Genomic DNA, 16405 nt, shown 5'->3' on the forward strand with positions numbered 1-16405 from the left:
CATTAAGCTCTTTTTCCAGTTTATTTAAAATAAATTCTGTTTCACCAAAATCATCCAACTCGTTATCTGATAGTTCAACTGGAGTTAGGTCAAACAAATCTAGTAAACCTGCTTTTTCCAAATATTTTGAGCATTCAGTAATAATATACTCATGTAAAAGTCTAAAATAATTAACTAAATCATTAATCTTATATTTGGTTTGAAGTTCAACATAATAGGGTTTATTGTCTTGAATAATTGCAACATTATCATTTACTGTACGGTTCCAGTCGATTTCACCGTTTCCGTTGACTTCCAAGATATTTTGAATACTTGTGTAAACCCCGTTTTCAAAGTAATCCTCCAGGAAAAAAAGCATCATGGACAGACGATTGAATGAAATGTCTTCAAGCTCATCATTTTGGAAGCTGAAGTCATCCTTTGATTTGTTGTATTTTTTAATAACACGAATAACTTGTTTAAAATCGTTTTTAATGTTTTCTTGTGAAGTGATGTATTTGGGATAAACATTGATGATAACATTTTCAATTATGATTACTCCAACATAACTGAACTGATACCCGTCACTTGTAAATTTGACAATATCAAACTTTAAAAGCTTATCTAGGGCGTTTTCATCGTTTTCAAGAATATCTAAAATATTTTTTCTCGAGTAATATTTTAGCTCTCTTACGTAGATGTTTTTCATTTATTCACCGTCATCATCTGTGATGAACTTCTCTTTTATAGAGTCTGTAAATATTTCAATTCCGTTTTTGTCGAATTCATCACAAACCTGGGAGTAGGTGATGTTTTTACCAGCCCCTGAGAACAGCTCATTTCTTTTGGATCTTGCAGCATCCTCAAACAAATACATGATAATTTTGTTTTTGAATATATCTTTGAAAGTTTCAGTTGGTATTTCTTTGTTCATGAATTCATTAAATGCAAAGAACGGTCCAATAAGTTTATCCTCATTGATTTTGTATGATAATAATTCATCGTTTATTGCTTTTCTGAGGTCGTTCCAATTAACTTCCTTATTGTTTAATGTGACTTCAGTGTTTTCGATTAGATTTTCATTGTTATCTATTGAGAAATATTTGAAATCCCATCTTCTCTTGAATGCAGTGTCCATTGGAAAAACTCCCTGGTCTGCAGAGTTCATGGTTGCCCATATGAATAAATTTTGCGGCAGGATGATTTTATCCTGATTTAGATAAGTTTTCATGTCTTCAGTTGCATCAATCGGATAAATGGATTCGTTGTTTTCACGGTCAAGAATCTGGAAAACATCACCGAAAACAGCTGCAACGTTAGCACGGTTGATTTCTTCAATTATTAATAAATAAGGTTCACTTGGATTATTTATTGCTTTTTTAAGGATTCTCATGAATGGACCCGGAACGTATTTGTATGTGATTGAATTGTTTTCAGGAACAGGTTTGTAAGTTCCGACAAAGTTTGCATAGGAATAGTCCGGATGGAATGTAACTCTTTCATAGTTGTCTTTGTGATCTTTTAAAAGAGAATCTTTATCTTGGTTTAAATTGTATGATTTTCCGGTTCCAGGAGCTCCAAAGTAGATTATGTTTCTTTTAAAATCCCATGAATCATCTGCAGTATAATCTTTTATCATCTGATTGATATTATCCAAATATTTAATATCAATTTTTTGATCCTTATTTAAACTTCTAATGTCTAGAACATACCTTTTTATATCATTTAACCCAATTGGTTTGTTAAAAATTTCAATTGAATCTTTATCAACCACATAATATCCTTTATAAGTAATTCCATTAACAGTTTCAGGATTGTCAAATTCATCAATAAAAATACATTTGGCAATTAGTTTATCTTCATATTTAAATAAAATTAAAGTTTTTCCAAATAAATAAACAGGTCTTCTTCGGTCATAGTGAAAATGACAATTTCTTTCATTAATTAACACATTTGATAGAAAATCGACAGCATTCTCATAAGTCAGACAATCAGGATTTTGAAGCGATAATGTTAATGTCTGAATTTTATTAATATACTCATTATTAGAGAAAACATTTAAAATATCTACTTTAGCATTCTCATTAATATTAAATACTGTTGTTTGAGCACCTAAAGTGCGTTGAGTTGTTTTTTTAAGAGAATCTTTTGGAATATCACCTAACCATTCAACATCACGAATATCATAATAATTATCATTAGCATCATCCACTTTGGTTATTTTATCTGAATGATAATAATCGGAAGTAATTCTACCCAACTGATATACTCTATTTTCCCTGTCGTATGTAACTACATAATCATCAACTTTAATATCATATACAAATCTTATAACCTGCATTGCAGAGCGAGTGTTTGAATATTTTTCATTAAACAATTCATAAATCTCATCAGAAGATTTATCTTTCAAATCACCTAAATCCCAACCGATAGCTACTAAATTAAATTGTTTAAAATCATCTATCAAAAAAGCATCTTTACCTGCTCGAACCATCCACATGTTTGTCAATATACTCACCAGACTTGTGTTAATCTTGTTAGAAATTATGTTGATTATTGCATAAAATTATTTCTAAAAAAAATGTAAATAAAAATTTTAAAAAAGAAAATTAATTAGTTTAAAACAATTATATTAACTTAACATGCATAAATTTTATCAAAAAATATAAAAAGAGTAATAAACATTATTTTTGTCTATCACAATCAAAATAAAGTTAATATACTTGAGATATATTTTTTGAAGCTATTCTTCATCGTCCATTTCGTCAAGTTCCTTTTGCAAGTCATGGATTTGCATTTCTTTGTAAAATCTTTCGAACTTGCCCACTTCAATGAGATAAGATGAAACTTCAAGAGCATCTCTAAAGGTATAATTGGACTCTTTGATAATTTGCTTTTTGTCTTCATCCATGTAGGATGATGTATTATTTATATTGGCCATAGCTATTACAACATGTATATAATAATTAATATAATATTTTATTATTTCAATTATATAAAATTATCATTATCTGATTTAAAACATTGCAAAATTATTAATTTTTACCTATTTGATTCTTTCATATGCAATTTAAGCTTTTCAATATTGTCATAATACCATGTACATTCCTTTAACATGGTCAATATTTCATTTTTATCATATGCTTCTATATCAAATCCTATAATCAAATTAACAAGCCTATCAAATGGAATGTCTTGAATAGTGAAATAATTCTTAACTTTTTATGAGTATCAGAATCAATATTTAAATTAACACTTTGCTTATTAGGATAACAGACATTATTATTAGACGGTGCATTATATATCTCATCATAAATGTCATAAGCAGTATTATCAACCTCAATATCTAACCAATTCTCATTACTAAATGCATTTTTAACATATCTGACAATATCAAAATTTCCAATCTCTTTTCTATTATTGCAGATACAGCTTCACTAAAGTTATTATACCTTCCGGATGCCACTATTTTTAATATTGATAATACAAATTTATCTAGAATAACTGTTCTTTGCTTTTCACGACTGTCCATTTCATAAAATAAAAAATAGTTTGGGATAGTTGAAACAACATTAAATTCTTTATGGACATCCATGTTATCTTGAATAGCTGAAATAACTCTCAATTTTCTATGGATGTTAAAATCAACAAATACATTAATCTTTTGAATATCTCTTCCATAACAGGCAGTATTGTCAATATCAATTTCTAACCAAGTTAAATCTCCATCGTATCTAAATGCATCTTTTACATTTCATGAGGTTATAATTAATCATCATATTAAAAAGAATAATAAACGAAGTGATTTTGCTAGTGAAAAGGATATTAATAGTTTAGTTCAAGTTATTTAAAAAAATAGAAAATGGAATAACTCAAAAGAGTTATTCTACACTGCTGATTTTATTTGTCATGTCTTCGGTGAAATTCATTTTTACAAATGTGTCATCGGTTGGAAGTATCATGTTGAATTCGTGGATTTCATCAATCTGGCCGGATCCGCTGAAATTATTGAATCCCAGGACGTGACCTCCTGTCGCCTTATCATCAGACAGGAAATGAAGATGCCATCCGTGCATGTTCAACTCATTCATGTACTCAGGGAAATATACTGCAACAAGTGTTCCGGTCTGGTCAGTATGGTTGAATACCTTTTGGTCTACTTTTGCAACATCAGTGAATTCCTTATATGGTTTTTCCTGTTTTTCAACGCTTCTAACAGTAATGTTTGAAAAATCACCTTTGATTTTGATTACATACATGTTGTTTACACCATATTTTTCAATTTCCTTGTCCAATTGACCGGTTAAGTCATCGAAATTCTTGGCAGTTATATTGGTTATGTTTCCATCTTCATCAAATTTGGTGATTGTGGCGAATGGTATGGTTTCATTATCCGGCACGACATTAATGCTTCCGTCAGCGGCTGCCTGATAAACAACACCGTCCAAAACTATCATCTCACCGTTTACTCCTTCAAATGTTCCAAGACCAATGTCTCCATGTGATTTAAAATCTCCTACTGTGATTACTCCGTTATATTCTCCATGCATGAAAGCCTGCATTAAAGAGACCTGATACATGGAATCATCATTATTATTATTGTTTAGAAACAATGAATTCTGAGCGCTGACTGCTGAAACAGCAAGCAGACCCACTACAATTAATGCAAAAAGTATTTTTTTATTCATCATGATTTCCTCCTTTTCGTATTAATTAACTGTATATCCTGTAGAGTAATTAAATTATGTGGAGAACGAAAGTTCTGTACATAAATTAATATTAAGAATAATAGTTTTGTTATATTGGAAAATAGCAATTTAATTTGTAGTTTTGGTTCATTAAGCAACAAAATCTTTATAAAACAATAAAAGGACAAATATTGACAAAAAAATTTGCCAGTAGAATTATATATATTTTTATTACTTTATATATTAAAATATAATTCATTAATTTTAGATTTAAAATAAATTTAAACCTTATTTTAATATTTAAGTGATGAAAAATCATATTTTAAAAAGGTGGAAAGAAATGACAGTTAGTCCTTATAAATTAGATGAATTTATATATGCTGTAAATACTTACAACGTAACTAAGAAACAACTCGCTTATTTTCTAAAAGATCCAAGTGAAGATATAAAATATATACAAAACAATTTTTTAGGAATTGGTGAAAATAGTTTTTATGTAGATATAACTACTATTGGACCTATCATGGAGAAATACTTTATTTCAGAGTATAAACAACTTCCAGGTCCAGATATGGAACAAAGTTATGTTACTGGCGACTATGAAGTCAAATATAATGTTAAATTTGAACTTATTAAAAATTTTGCAGTAGCATGTGGATATGTGACAAAAAGAAGTCAAGAAATAAAAAGTGAAGAATTTGTTGTATTTGGACAAGAGGATGAATGGGAAGAAAAAATAAAACCATTGATGGATGAAATAAATAAATTTGAATATGATGAATCTTTTTGGGAAGAATGGCCTCAAAAAAGAACTGAACTAAAAGAATATAATAATGCAAAACTAGAAGAGCAAAGAGAACGTATGAAAAAATTTAGGGAAGAACAAGAAGGTCGTAATCCACTTAGCATTATTGGTGAAGAAGCAAAAGATAATGCTGAATCTGACAAAGATACTTCTGAAGAACCTAATGATGACGAAAAATAATTTTTTCAAAATTGGAGATCTAAAAGTTTTGAATATTTCATTTGAAATATTCATTTCAAACTTTTTTTATAATTCTATTCATAAAAATATCTAGACAGTACATGATTTAATGTCTGTCAATCAAGATATATTAAATTTAGCCATTCAATGGAAGAGCATGATTTCACAGCATATGATAGCGATCAATCTGAAAATCCCAGATATCCAAAAGCACAACCGGACATTCATGAGCGAAAGGGAAATCAGTTTAAAGCTAATTTTTTTGAATTTTAAAAAAGGCTTCGGGAATTCCGGCCGGCAGGAAATAACTATAAATAAAATCAGGACAAGATTTTCCAATATGAAAGACATACTCAACAAATACATCAACCAGGACATAAGAATCAGGGACAATGACTCTTCGCAATATCACTTCTATCCCCTGACCGGAGTCGGCGACAACTACTTTACAATAAGCAATCCATTCGATGAGAGCTATGACGTTTACAACAGGCATATCCCCTACACTTCCATTCGTGAAATCATCGAAACCGATTCCGCCATAACAATCGAGCTTGCAGGCCATCATGATGCCATCAGGAAAATGGAAGATGACATAAGCACAATAAAAGAAGAGATTTTCAACGTAAAGGGATGCATAATCGGAAATTCCGTGCCTTTAGGCGAGATAATGAGAAAAGTTAAGGTGCTTGATGAAGACACCGTCAGGGAAAGGCAAAACTCCCTCAAGTCAATCGAACGCAATGTCTCAGCACTTGCAAACAACACCAGATTCTACAGATGAAAAAACCTTTCCGCAACGATTTTATAGCTCGATGAAAGTGACTTCAATGTCACTGACATGCCTATGGGCCTTATCGATTTCCAATATCGCAGCTGACGCCTGTGACTTGATGGGTCTGTTTGAACTTCCTGGATTTATGAATAAAACATCATCAATTATTTCACAGTGCGGCCTGTGGGTATGGCCGGTGACGAGGACATCAGCATCCAATTTCCCAGCCAGTCCGGAGAGCTTATCGAAATCACTGGAATATCGGGTCCCGTGGTTTACGGCTATCCTGAAGCTTTCCGTTTCAATGACTTCACTTTCATTCAAATCCAATTTATCGTTGTTTCCAAGAACCGCAACGACCGCAGAAATCTCTTCAAGCTCTTCAATGACCTTCCGGTGCGTGATGTCTCCTGCATGAATGATCAAATCAACACCGTCAAACGCTTCCCAGACCCTATCCGGCAGCCTGCCTCTTTTTTGCGAGATGTGGGTATCTGAAATCAAACCTATTCTCATGAGTGATATTTTTATCATATTTCCTAATTAAATAATACACATAATTTTATAACACTCCTGAAATATAATTAACCTTAAAAGGGCTGTGATAAAATGACTGAAACAGATATCAAAACATTACAAGAGGCATATTGGAAAAGACTAACTGAGGAAATAATTGACAACTACCCGGAATTCAAGCCAAGACATCCGGATAGAAACGCTTACTATTTGCCTTTGGGAAGCCGATTTGCACACATTTCAATGAAAGTCAACTCCAGAAAAAATATTCAGGAGTGCAAAATCGTTATGACCAAAAAGGAATTGTTCGATTACCTTAAAGAATTCAAGAAACATATTGAAGATGACCTTGGATTTTCACTTGACTGGGATAGGAAAAACGGCGTTGAATCACACATTACCATTTCAAATGATTTCAACATAAGAAATGAAGATGAATGGGACGGGGCAATCAGATGGCATTTGGACAATGCCTCTAAAATGCATCTGATATTTTCAGCAATGATTGATGATTACTGAGCAAATGAATTATATTCTAAAATTACAACAATTCTCATTTAATTAACTACATCTTAGTTTTAATATGATGCATCAGTAACAGATTTTAGAAAATTCCAGATTCTCCAATAACAACATCATTGCCATATGATAATCACAAAACTTAAGTTTTAGCAGAATCTAACCTAACTATAAGGAGGTAACATATGGTTCAGTATTGTAGAAAATGTGGAAAGGAACTTGATGATGATGCAGAATTCTGTGATGATTGCGGGTTTAATCTAAATGAAAGTTTAAATGACAACAAACCGGTTGTAAAACATGACCAAAACAATAAAAACGAATTTATAACCAAATTACCATTAATCCTTGCAATAATAGGTATTATCGTATCAGTTGCTGAAGGATTGGGCACACCAATGCTTATGGGTTGGGACAACATCCTGACTGCAATGGGAATAGGCATCATCGGAGGTTTAATGGGAATATTATTAATGGAAAAACTGGACGAACCATTAATTGCAGCGGTTGAATTTATTGCAACAGGTGCATTGGTTTACATATTTATCGGAAGATTTGGAGAAATATCTGCAGTATTATTCATTATTGCGGCAATTTTAGCTCTTTACTTCAAAGGCCATTATGCACATAACAAGAAATTATGGGCAATCCCAATTTTAACTGTCGTTTTAATATTCGTAATGCTGATTGCAGGAGGAGCATTATATCAGATGAATGCGGAAAACTCAATTGAAGTGGGAAACATCACATCAGATATTAAAAATGACGGTTACGGATATTATAACGGAAAAGTATATGGAGACATATTTGTAGGCACTGGCTTTGATTATCTGGAAGTTACAGTTAATTTTTATGATAGTCAGGACAAGATACTTTACTCAACAATTGCATGGAATGAGTTAAATCCAGACAGCGGAAAAACATACAAATTTGAAGGAATGTACTTTGATCAAAAACAACCCATAAAAGCAGAAGTTAAAGTAGTTGACTCCGCAAAGTCCACAACACCACTATATAGTGAAAATATAACCTTAACAACAGAAAGTGGAGTTTAAATACTCCATCCCTTTTATTTTTTTAATGAAATGCTCTTATTATTCTCAATAATCCGAAGAAATATGTAATTTGACTTCAAAAATTCAGACTCCTAAATTTTTTTATATGTTTTAATATCCTATGCCATGTTATATCCACCCCATGAATGACCAGTATTTTCATCATAATATTCAATATATCCTGTTTTTACATTTTTCTTCCAGTGAATATTTGGATCATCTGAAGCACCGGCTCCTGTTCCATAAATCCATTCATCTGAAGTGGATGAGCTTGATGATGAGCTTACTTCTTGTGTTTGTTTTTCTTCTTCTTTTATAGTTAATTTTTGTGTTGCATTACTGCCAGTGTAGTTTTCATTTCCACCATAAGTTACATTAACTGTATATTTTCCTTTATCTAAATCTAAATTAAGAGTAGCCTTACCTTTTGAATCAGTTTTTACTACATCATCAACAACTATTTTACCTTTTTTATTAGTAATTGTAATATTTACTATTTCTTTTGAAATTGGTGTTTTGTTTAAATCTGATAATCGAATAGATAATTTTCCATCAGTGTATTGTTCTTTTTCACTAGTTATTTTTACATTTGTAGGTTCTTTTGCTTCTGTTGGATTTAAAAACATAATTCCAGCTATTGCAATAAGAATTACAATTATTATTATTAATATTATAATTATATTTTTGTTTTCCATTTTTCATCTTCCAGTAGTTTTATATGTATATATCTTATTAGTATGTTACGATATATTTTTTTAATTTATATGGAAAGTTTTGGAAAAGAAGTTTTGAATAACAAAACATTTATTTTTAATCAAAAACATGACTTAAATAAAATAAGTAGTGAAAATATAATCCACTCAATCATTTAACAGTTGAATTTCTTGTGTAATCAAATTCAGATTATCGTCAAATTCCTGAATCAGGATATGAGTAGCTTCCTCTTTTTCAACAATATTGTATCTTATCACTTCTCTTTTCAAATAGACCTTAATCTTATTTTCCTGTGATAAAACTTCATATGCATTTGACAATATGTATTTTGAATCGATTTCAGCAATGATATTATCAAACATGACATCCCTTTTGGAAAATTTAAATTCAAGATAATTATACTTATCAATTTCCCATAATTTTAAAGGTTCAATTTTATTCAGCTCATCCAAATTTGATTTGTCAATGGATACATTGGATAAATGATTTATCGGATATAAAACAACAAAGAAGTTATAATCCAACTCCAGACTGTCAAAACATTTCTGTAATTTGGATATGACTATTTCTTTTAGTTTGGAAAATTCATCATTATAAATGGAATCATATTCAAAAATAAATTCTGTTCTTTTAAACATCCCATCCGGGAAGTTATTCATGTGGAAATTTAGAATTGGTGCGATTTTAAGTAGAATTTCCGAAATTATATACTTTTTAACATAAGTGTATTGAAGATTAAAAACTTTTTCTTCAAATTCCTTTTTATATCTGTAAGCATCCACTGATATTTCTTGAAATTCATCAGTTTCAATATAATTAAAAAATTCAATGTTTTTAAATCCCATTTCTTGTAATTTTTCGCAGTCTGATTTGATATCCTCATCCGTGTTGAATTTTGGAATTTTTGGAACGCGTACACGTATTTTTTCCGGTTCGACATTTGCTAAAAGATACTTCAAATTAGATATGAACAGATCATAATCTCCTTTTGTATACAGTTCATATCCCATTTTGTCCATATCTTTAGTATCGACTATAAAATAATCTATACAATCAATGATATCTTTTAGAAATTCCTGTTTGGTTGAAAGGGAAGTTTCCAAGGTGAATTTCCATCCGGTGGATTTATATTTACTAATAAATTCCTTGATAAATTTGTGATGAAGCAACGGTTCTCCACCTCCAAAGACCAAACCGCCACCGGTTGCTAAAAAGTAAATATGATCCTTTTTAACTTCATCATACAGTTCGTCTAGGGTGTATTTTTTAGGTTTGACTGAGTCATCCCAACTGAATGGATTAATACAATAAGCGCATCTCAAAGGACATCCCATGCATCCGATTAATGTAGAAACACCATCTCCGTCACTATATGTTCTCAGTCGTGAGATTTTGGAAACGTTAACCTTATTCATATTCATAGCTCTCATTAGGATAATCATCTAAAGCAGGCGTGCCATCCAACTCAACAATTTCATCAGAATTGAAAAGATTTGTAACTTTTTCTTTGGCAACATCCAATTTGAAAATATTTTTGATGTTGACTTTTTCACCGGATTGCTGTTTTTTAAGAATCTCATGAGTTAGATAATCGAGTTCTGATTCACATTTCGGGCAAGTTCCGGTGCAATCTCCCTCAAAGGTGCATTCCTCACTAATGTATTCAATATTATTTTCATCTGCAATTGTTTGTCTTACTTCTTTTAACAAATCGCATTTATCTCTACCTTTCATAAACTCACATACTATAAACATTTAAATTTCAAAAATCATCGGCAGATGATCACTTTCCTTGAGCCATCGCTCTTCACCGCCAATTTTTAAGTATTTAATTCGTCCTGGAGATTCAAATATATGATCCAAATGATATGGTTTATCCAAATGTCGGTACATATAAAAAGTTGCCTGTGACTCTTCACCTTGCTTTTCATCATTCAAGTAATGGTAAGTATCTACCAGACCAATATCTTCAAGATTTTCTTTCATTTCAAAGACATTTCGGGCATGTGTTTTCTTTAATCTTGCATCACAATTAAAATCTCCGCAGATAATCATGTCTTCATTGAAGAAGTCAGAATCTTTATGTAGCTCATAATATCTTGTTATTTCTTTTGGATATTCATTTGTTTTATATTTTTTATTTGGATTTGTCCAAATTCCTAAAAGATTAAAAGAATCATTTACTCTGACGGGAATGAAATATCTAAGCCCATTATCATCTAAATCAACCAATTTTATGTCAACATCATCACGGGCAAATATTCCTAAACCTCTATATTTATCCTCTCCAACCCAAAAATAATTGGAAGCGAATCGCCTATATTCCTCAGTTTTAGATTCAATAGGATTTCCACATTCCTGAATAACATAAATATCTGCATTTTCTTTTATAATTTCTTTAAACGATTCATGAAATTTACCATTACAGTTCCAGGTTATGATTTTCATTGTGTTACCTCTATGAATTTCTCCCATATCTTTACCATGGCCAGTGTGTCAAGTTCACAGTATTTAAGTAAACCTTCCCTTATCACTTCCGCCTCTTCAGGCGTCTTACCTTTCAGAGTTAAAAATGCGGATGATGCTTCACTTCCGTTGTGAACTACTGAAAGATTTACATAATCCAGTTCGGGGTCATCTGGATAGAGTGCGGGCAGGACATATTTTATTGAATATGATCCTTTCATCTCTTTTGTATAATAGTCCCTGTCCTTGAATGGCACCATCAGGTCAACCATATTGCTGTTTATTCTCTCCATTTCGCTTTTCAAATCGGGAAAGATTTCTGCGATTTCTTTGTTTCGTGTGGCTTCAAAGGATTTGTTGTATACAATGACGCTACCGTTTTCGGGCATGTCACGAATCATGTTTTCTGCAAAAGTCCTGATCGGGTTGTCGTCATCAACTTCAGCGAGGTATTCGAGATGCTCCATAGGCCCCCCCTCTTCTTTAATAACATGCAGCGAGTACTGGAAGGGTATCTGCTGGTATGGCTTTGTATTTTCATATTCGGGAATTGCATACTGGCAGGTTTCATAATCGATGAAGTATAGGGGATAAACCAGAGAGTCCAGAAGCTTTTTTATGGCTTTTTTATTGATTTTCGCTTCCCTGTCATTGACTTCAAAGTCAATCTGCTCGAGGTACTTTGGGTTGAGCTTTTCGTTTTCAAGGTCTTTGAATGACACTTTGCCTTCATAGTACTTTTCGAACTTTTTGGATTTGTACATTCCGCTTATATCAAAGACATTGGGTGTAGGCAAATCCCGTGTGCAGTAATCCCAGAAATCACAGGAATAGGGTTCAAAGCAGTGCTTTCCAATGTCCTTAACAGGCTCACTACCACCATCATGCTCGGCCATGAACTTATTGATATAATCAATGTTTTCTCTTATTTCATCCTGCTTTTCAATGGCCGTGTCGGTTATATCCTCAATTTTGAAGAGTTTTTCAACTTCAAGTTCCTCGCCCCTTACGTATTCATTGTTAATGTAGACAATGGCCACCTTTTTAACGTTCAAACCAAGGTTTGACAATACGAAATACTGATATGATGCATCATCGAGATACGCATCCTTTATTTTTGTGGAACTTTTAACTTCATAGATTTCCACGCCGTCATCATCGTTTTTAAGGATATCGACGCTGCAGAAACTGTTGTCATAAATGAATGATGCTTCCGTGATGACATCCGCTTTATTTTTAAGCAAATCAGCGGTCTTTTTTACTCTTGAAGTGATATTTTCATCATATGCCACGTCATTATAATCTCCGAAAAGTCCCTTTGCAAGTTCACCCACTTTTTTTCCGACTTCCATGGTGGTGTTTGCATTTTCATCATCCGGAAGGGGCTTAAATCTATTTAGCCATAAAATCTTTTCACACTGCACGGCCAAACAATACTTTGATTTTGAAAGAAACATTCTACCCATAATAGCAACCTCTTAATAATAATTTATTGCAGGTTTTAATTATAGTTTACATCGCCATTACTCTTTAGAGGTGAAAATCAAATTTTTGAAACTAGAAAAAAAGTCCTCTGCCATGACATGATTTTAAAAAACAATGACGGTTAAAAAGCCCAAGGCATGAAGATTAATGAAATAATTTTTTTAAATATCAGCTCAACTTAAAAAAATAAAAATGATTTTTAGAAATTAATCTAAAAATCGTTCATGTCACTTATTTTTCCAGAGGTGCAATACTGTCAATTATACCATCGATTTCTGAAGTGTATAAATTGGTAGTGGCATTGTTTGTAAAAATAAGTAATTTATGTTCTTTTCCGTCTTTAATGAATGTAACTGACCTGAAGTGGTCAACAGGGTCAGTGAAAGGTGCGGCTATTTCCGGTGGGAACTCAATCCATGCTTCATCGCTTCCTTCAACTTCAGTTGAAACTGTCATGTTTTTTAGTTTATCCGGATGTGCAGCAAATTCATGCACTGTATATCCATTCACGGTTTTGTTTGTTACATTTTCATATCCTGACTCGTTTCCCTTGGTTTTGACGGCTCCGAAGAATTCATCTTCAAACTTGTCATCTGTCTTTAATTGCGGTGTGAAAGTTACATTAATGTCACCGCAGGATGCAACAAGCTTCTTGTCATCAAGAGTGTAGTTGCCAGGTACTGTAATCTGTGAACCGTCGCCTTCCAAATGTTTTTCTCCACCTAAAAAGTCGAACCATCCTGCACTTACAACGCTCAAACAGCTGAAGACTGCAAGAACTATTATTGTTATTGCCAATATTTTTTTGGTATTCATTTTAATCTCCCATTTTTTTGAATAATAGAATCTGAATGTTTTAAACAATTCTGCAACAATGCAGAAATATGTTACATAAGAAACTAGAATTCTATAATTAATTGTTTAAACAGATTTGCATATATATTTTGCTAAATAATTTGACATGATGCAAACCGATTGAACCTCTCCGGATTGTAGAAGCCGGAGAATTCTTGCACGCCATAGGTGAGAAATATGCTCATAAGGGGATTAGGTTCTGAAATTTTGATGAGTATCTTATCCAATGTTAAAAATATTGCTGAAAAATAGTGTTGAATTAAGATTCGTCACTGCAGAAGGTTATTCAAGTGCATATGGATTTTATATAAGTCATAACTTCATTAACCTGAAAAAAATGAGGATAAAATAAAGGAAAAATTAGATATCCTAATAGAACGAAATCCAGAGAAAACATTTTATTTATATTTGGATTTATGGGTTCTAGAATGACACTTTTCTAGCTGCATCATGCTCTTTTTAAATTCCTTATCCTTTTTGAGAGAGCTTCAACATTCTATTTAAAAAATGCCCAATATTACCAAAGATAAAAACAGCAACAGTGATTACTATAAGTTTAGGAAATATGCTTGCATCCCTAAATCTTTCAATTAAGTTTCTATTGGAACTTTGAGCAGATTTTGAATTATTCAATCCTGCACCGCAATTTGAGCAAAAATTATTATAATCTATCTGCCGGAAGCCACTTATACTTGTTTAGCCATTAAATCTTTTCACACTGCACGCCCAGGCAATACTTGGATTTTGACAGGTATTCTACCCATAATAGCAACCCGTATCATACATTTTGATTATACTTAACGCTGGTCATGATTATTTACAGATTGAATTTTCTCCTATCTTGGCAATATTGCTTAAATTCAATAATTTGCTTTTAAAAAAACATTTATTAAATGATTTGTCTTTTAATTTAAAAATTAACATTTATTAAACGAGTAAATCTAATTAAACCATATGAAAATAAAAGATTTTGTTATTTGTTTAATTCTTTTGTTGACCGGTGCTTTTGATGTTGAACATGATGAATACTCCAAATTAGAAAAAACTTCCAATCTTTCAATAAGAAGAGATGATTTGCCCGATGATTTCAGTGAAGAAGCTTATGGAACTATAGTTGAATTCATACAAAAAACCAGAGATTTGGATAATGAATGGGCAGTATACTTTGATTATATTACAGGTGAAATTCTTAAAGCAACTAATGGTGAAAGCAATAATGTTAAAATATATTTTAACGAAAAGGAATTTGAAAATCATCATGTTGCATCCATCCATAATCATCCCAAAGATGTTTTTTCTCCACCATCGGAGAATAATTTTGGAATAATGACAAGGAATTTTGAGGATTACGAGTTGGTTGCAGGTTTTGAATATTTCTGGATATTGAAAGCAAAAAATGTCCATGAAAAATTGATTCATGAAGTTAAATTTGTTTCGAGATTGATTTTTAGAGCGGCATTGGAAAATTCTAAACTAATGTATGATGATTGGAATGAAATCAATGACGAATGCGATAGGGCTTATGGAAATCAACTATTAAACTATATTAATAATAAAAACATAAAAGATATACAATTATCTAAAATGGAGTATATTGTCATGTCCACTAAATCAAATTATCCTAAAGCACAATACAACTGTTTAAAGAGAATCTATGATCCTGAAGAATTCAGAAAAGCTGATGAACGCAATGCAAATCCCAACATATTGACCGGTAAGGATGCCATTTATGCATTGTATCAGTTAATGGGCATGGAAATTGAATACGATGATATTTTTGAAGAGTAATTCACAGTTGTCCATACTATAAGTTTAATTTCCTTTTTTTAAAATAATTATCCCCAGCATCCATAGTTATCAAATTCCCTTAAAGTCGAAAAGTATTCGGTAAAAATCACATCCTGGATTAGAATGTGTCAATCAATCCAAAATCAGCAATAATTATTAAAAGATAGATTATTCTATCTTTTATAACCTCTTTTAAATATTTGAATCGCTCTTTAAGATTTGTTTAGTTATTTTAAAGTTTTGTGATTCTACTATAGTTTTCTGCAATAAATATACATTCTAACAGAATTTGATTTATAGTAATCCAATCCTATCTCAAGAATTCTTTGTGTGAAATATTTTTGCCAGCGCATTAAAATCCACCTATTATAATTAACAATTTTTATAAATTATAAATAATTAATAATTAATCAAGAGGATTTTAACCTCCACAATAGGTGATAACCTGATTAAATTATGTATAAATCAATATCATGTGTTGAATTGCAGATTTAATTCTGCAATTGATATTGATTATAATTTCAGTTTTTCAATACTCATTTTCTTATTATCCAAATAATGCTAATTCAATTCCCCCGCC

Annotated in this window: 18 protein-coding genes; 5 read left to right on the plus strand and 13 right to left on the minus strand. The window is 31.6% G+C overall.

The window, feature by feature from the left end; translation table 11 throughout:
- From Q4Q55_RS00005 to budA, 6 genes are all read right to left on the minus strand, one after another.
- Window positions 1-688: LlaJI family restriction endonuclease (locus Q4Q55_RS00005; RefSeq protein ID WP_303370771.1), on the minus strand; the 688-nt coding region annotated here is incomplete at its 3' end.
- Entirely contained in the window at window positions 689-2479 is a 1791-nt protein-coding gene (locus Q4Q55_RS00010; RefSeq protein WP_303370906.1) for an AAA family ATPase, read from the minus strand.
- A 243-nt stretch (window positions 2480-2722) separates the two neighbouring features.
- The gene (locus Q4Q55_RS00015) at window positions 2723-2920 is read right to left on the minus strand and encodes a hypothetical protein (RefSeq protein WP_295030645.1); all 198 of its coding nucleotides are present in this window, start codon (window positions 2918-2920) and stop codon (window positions 2723-2725) included.
- 101 nt (window positions 2921-3021) lie between these two features.
- Complete coding sequence (locus Q4Q55_RS00020; RefSeq protein WP_303370772.1) at window positions 3022-3147, minus strand: hypothetical protein; 126 nt, start codon at window positions 3145-3147, stop codon at window positions 3022-3024.
- Between the two features lie 178 nt (window positions 3148-3325).
- Window positions 3326-3511 carry a hypothetical protein gene (locus Q4Q55_RS00025; protein ID WP_303370773.1) on the minus strand — a complete coding sequence of 62 codons (186 nt, stop codon included), beginning with the start codon at window positions 3509-3511 and terminating at the stop codon, window positions 3326-3328.
- 349 nt (window positions 3512-3860) lie between these two features.
- A complete protein-coding gene (gene budA, locus Q4Q55_RS00030) occupies window positions 3861-4670 on the minus strand; it encodes an acetolactate decarboxylase (protein ID WP_303370774.1) in 810 nt (269 codons plus the stop codon).
- 337 nt (window positions 4671-5007) lie between these two features.
- Between budA and Q4Q55_RS00035 the strand changes: the two genes are divergently transcribed.
- Window positions 5008-5652, plus strand: coding sequence for a hypothetical protein (locus Q4Q55_RS00035; protein ID WP_303370775.1), 645 nt, complete (start codon window positions 5008-5010; stop codon window positions 5650-5652).
- A 172-nt stretch (window positions 5653-5824) separates the two neighbouring features.
- A complete protein-coding gene (locus Q4Q55_RS00040; RefSeq protein ID WP_303370776.1) occupies window positions 5825-6436 on the plus strand; it encodes a hypothetical protein in 612 nt (203 codons plus the stop codon).
- 21 nt (window positions 6437-6457) lie between these two features.
- On the opposite strand, the gene Q4Q55_RS00045 is transcribed toward Q4Q55_RS00040, so the two are convergent.
- Window positions 6458-6961: a metallophosphoesterase family protein gene (locus Q4Q55_RS00045; RefSeq protein ID WP_368660122.1), complete on the minus strand. Its 504-nt coding sequence runs from the start codon at window positions 6959-6961 to the stop codon at window positions 6458-6460.
- 75 nt (window positions 6962-7036) lie between these two features.
- Between Q4Q55_RS00045 and Q4Q55_RS00050 the strand changes: the two genes are divergently transcribed.
- Together Q4Q55_RS00050 and Q4Q55_RS00055 are read left to right on the plus strand one after the other, a co-directional pair.
- A complete protein-coding gene (locus Q4Q55_RS00050) occupies window positions 7037-7462 on the plus strand; it encodes a DUF4268 domain-containing protein (protein WP_303370777.1) in 426 nt (141 codons plus the stop codon).
- A 185-nt stretch (window positions 7463-7647) separates the two neighbouring features.
- On the plus strand, window positions 7648-8517 hold the full coding sequence (locus Q4Q55_RS00055) for a zinc ribbon domain-containing protein (protein WP_303370778.1): 870 nt from the start codon (window positions 7648-7650) through the stop codon (window positions 8515-8517).
- A gap of 119 nt (window positions 8518-8636) precedes the next feature.
- On the opposite strand, the gene Q4Q55_RS00060 is transcribed toward Q4Q55_RS00055, so the two are convergent.
- The 6 genes from Q4Q55_RS00060 to Q4Q55_RS00085 form a co-directional block, all read right to left on the minus strand.
- Entirely contained in the window at window positions 8637-9212 is a 576-nt protein-coding gene (locus tag Q4Q55_RS00060) for an Ig-like domain-containing protein (RefSeq protein WP_303370779.1), read from the minus strand.
- Between the two features lie 165 nt (window positions 9213-9377).
- Entirely contained in the window at window positions 9378-10661 is a 1284-nt protein-coding gene (locus Q4Q55_RS00065) for a radical SAM protein (protein WP_303370780.1), read from the minus strand.
- Window positions 10639-10965: a hypothetical protein gene (locus Q4Q55_RS00070; protein ID WP_303370781.1), complete on the minus strand. Its 327-nt coding sequence runs from the start codon at window positions 10963-10965 to the stop codon at window positions 10639-10641. The genes Q4Q55_RS00065 and Q4Q55_RS00070 overlap by 23 nt, the downstream gene beginning before the upstream one ends.
- Window positions 10966-10986: 21 nt before the next feature.
- A complete protein-coding gene (locus Q4Q55_RS00075; RefSeq protein WP_303370782.1) occupies window positions 10987-11706 on the minus strand; it encodes an endonuclease/exonuclease/phosphatase family protein in 720 nt (239 codons plus the stop codon).
- On the minus strand, window positions 11676-13163 hold the full coding sequence (locus Q4Q55_RS00080) for a DUF2779 domain-containing protein (protein ID WP_303370783.1): 1488 nt from the start codon (window positions 13161-13163) through the stop codon (window positions 11676-11678). Before Q4Q55_RS00080 ends, Q4Q55_RS00075 begins: the two co-directional genes overlap by 31 nt.
- A 250-nt stretch (window positions 13164-13413) precedes the next feature.
- Entirely contained in the window at window positions 13414-13998 is a 585-nt protein-coding gene (locus Q4Q55_RS00085) for a hypothetical protein (RefSeq protein ID WP_303370784.1), read from the minus strand.
- Window positions 13999-14991: 993 nt separating this feature from the next.
- Here Q4Q55_RS00085 and Q4Q55_RS00090 point away from each other — a divergent pair.
- On the plus strand, window positions 14992-15825 hold the full coding sequence (locus Q4Q55_RS00090; protein ID WP_303370785.1) for a hypothetical protein: 834 nt from the start codon (window positions 14992-14994) through the stop codon (window positions 15823-15825).
- Window positions 15826-16405 lie beyond the last annotated feature (580 nt).

Source organism: Methanobrevibacter sp. (assembly GCF_030539555.1).
GTDB lineage: Archaea > Methanobacteriota > Methanobacteria > Methanobacteriales > Methanobacteriaceae > Methanocatella.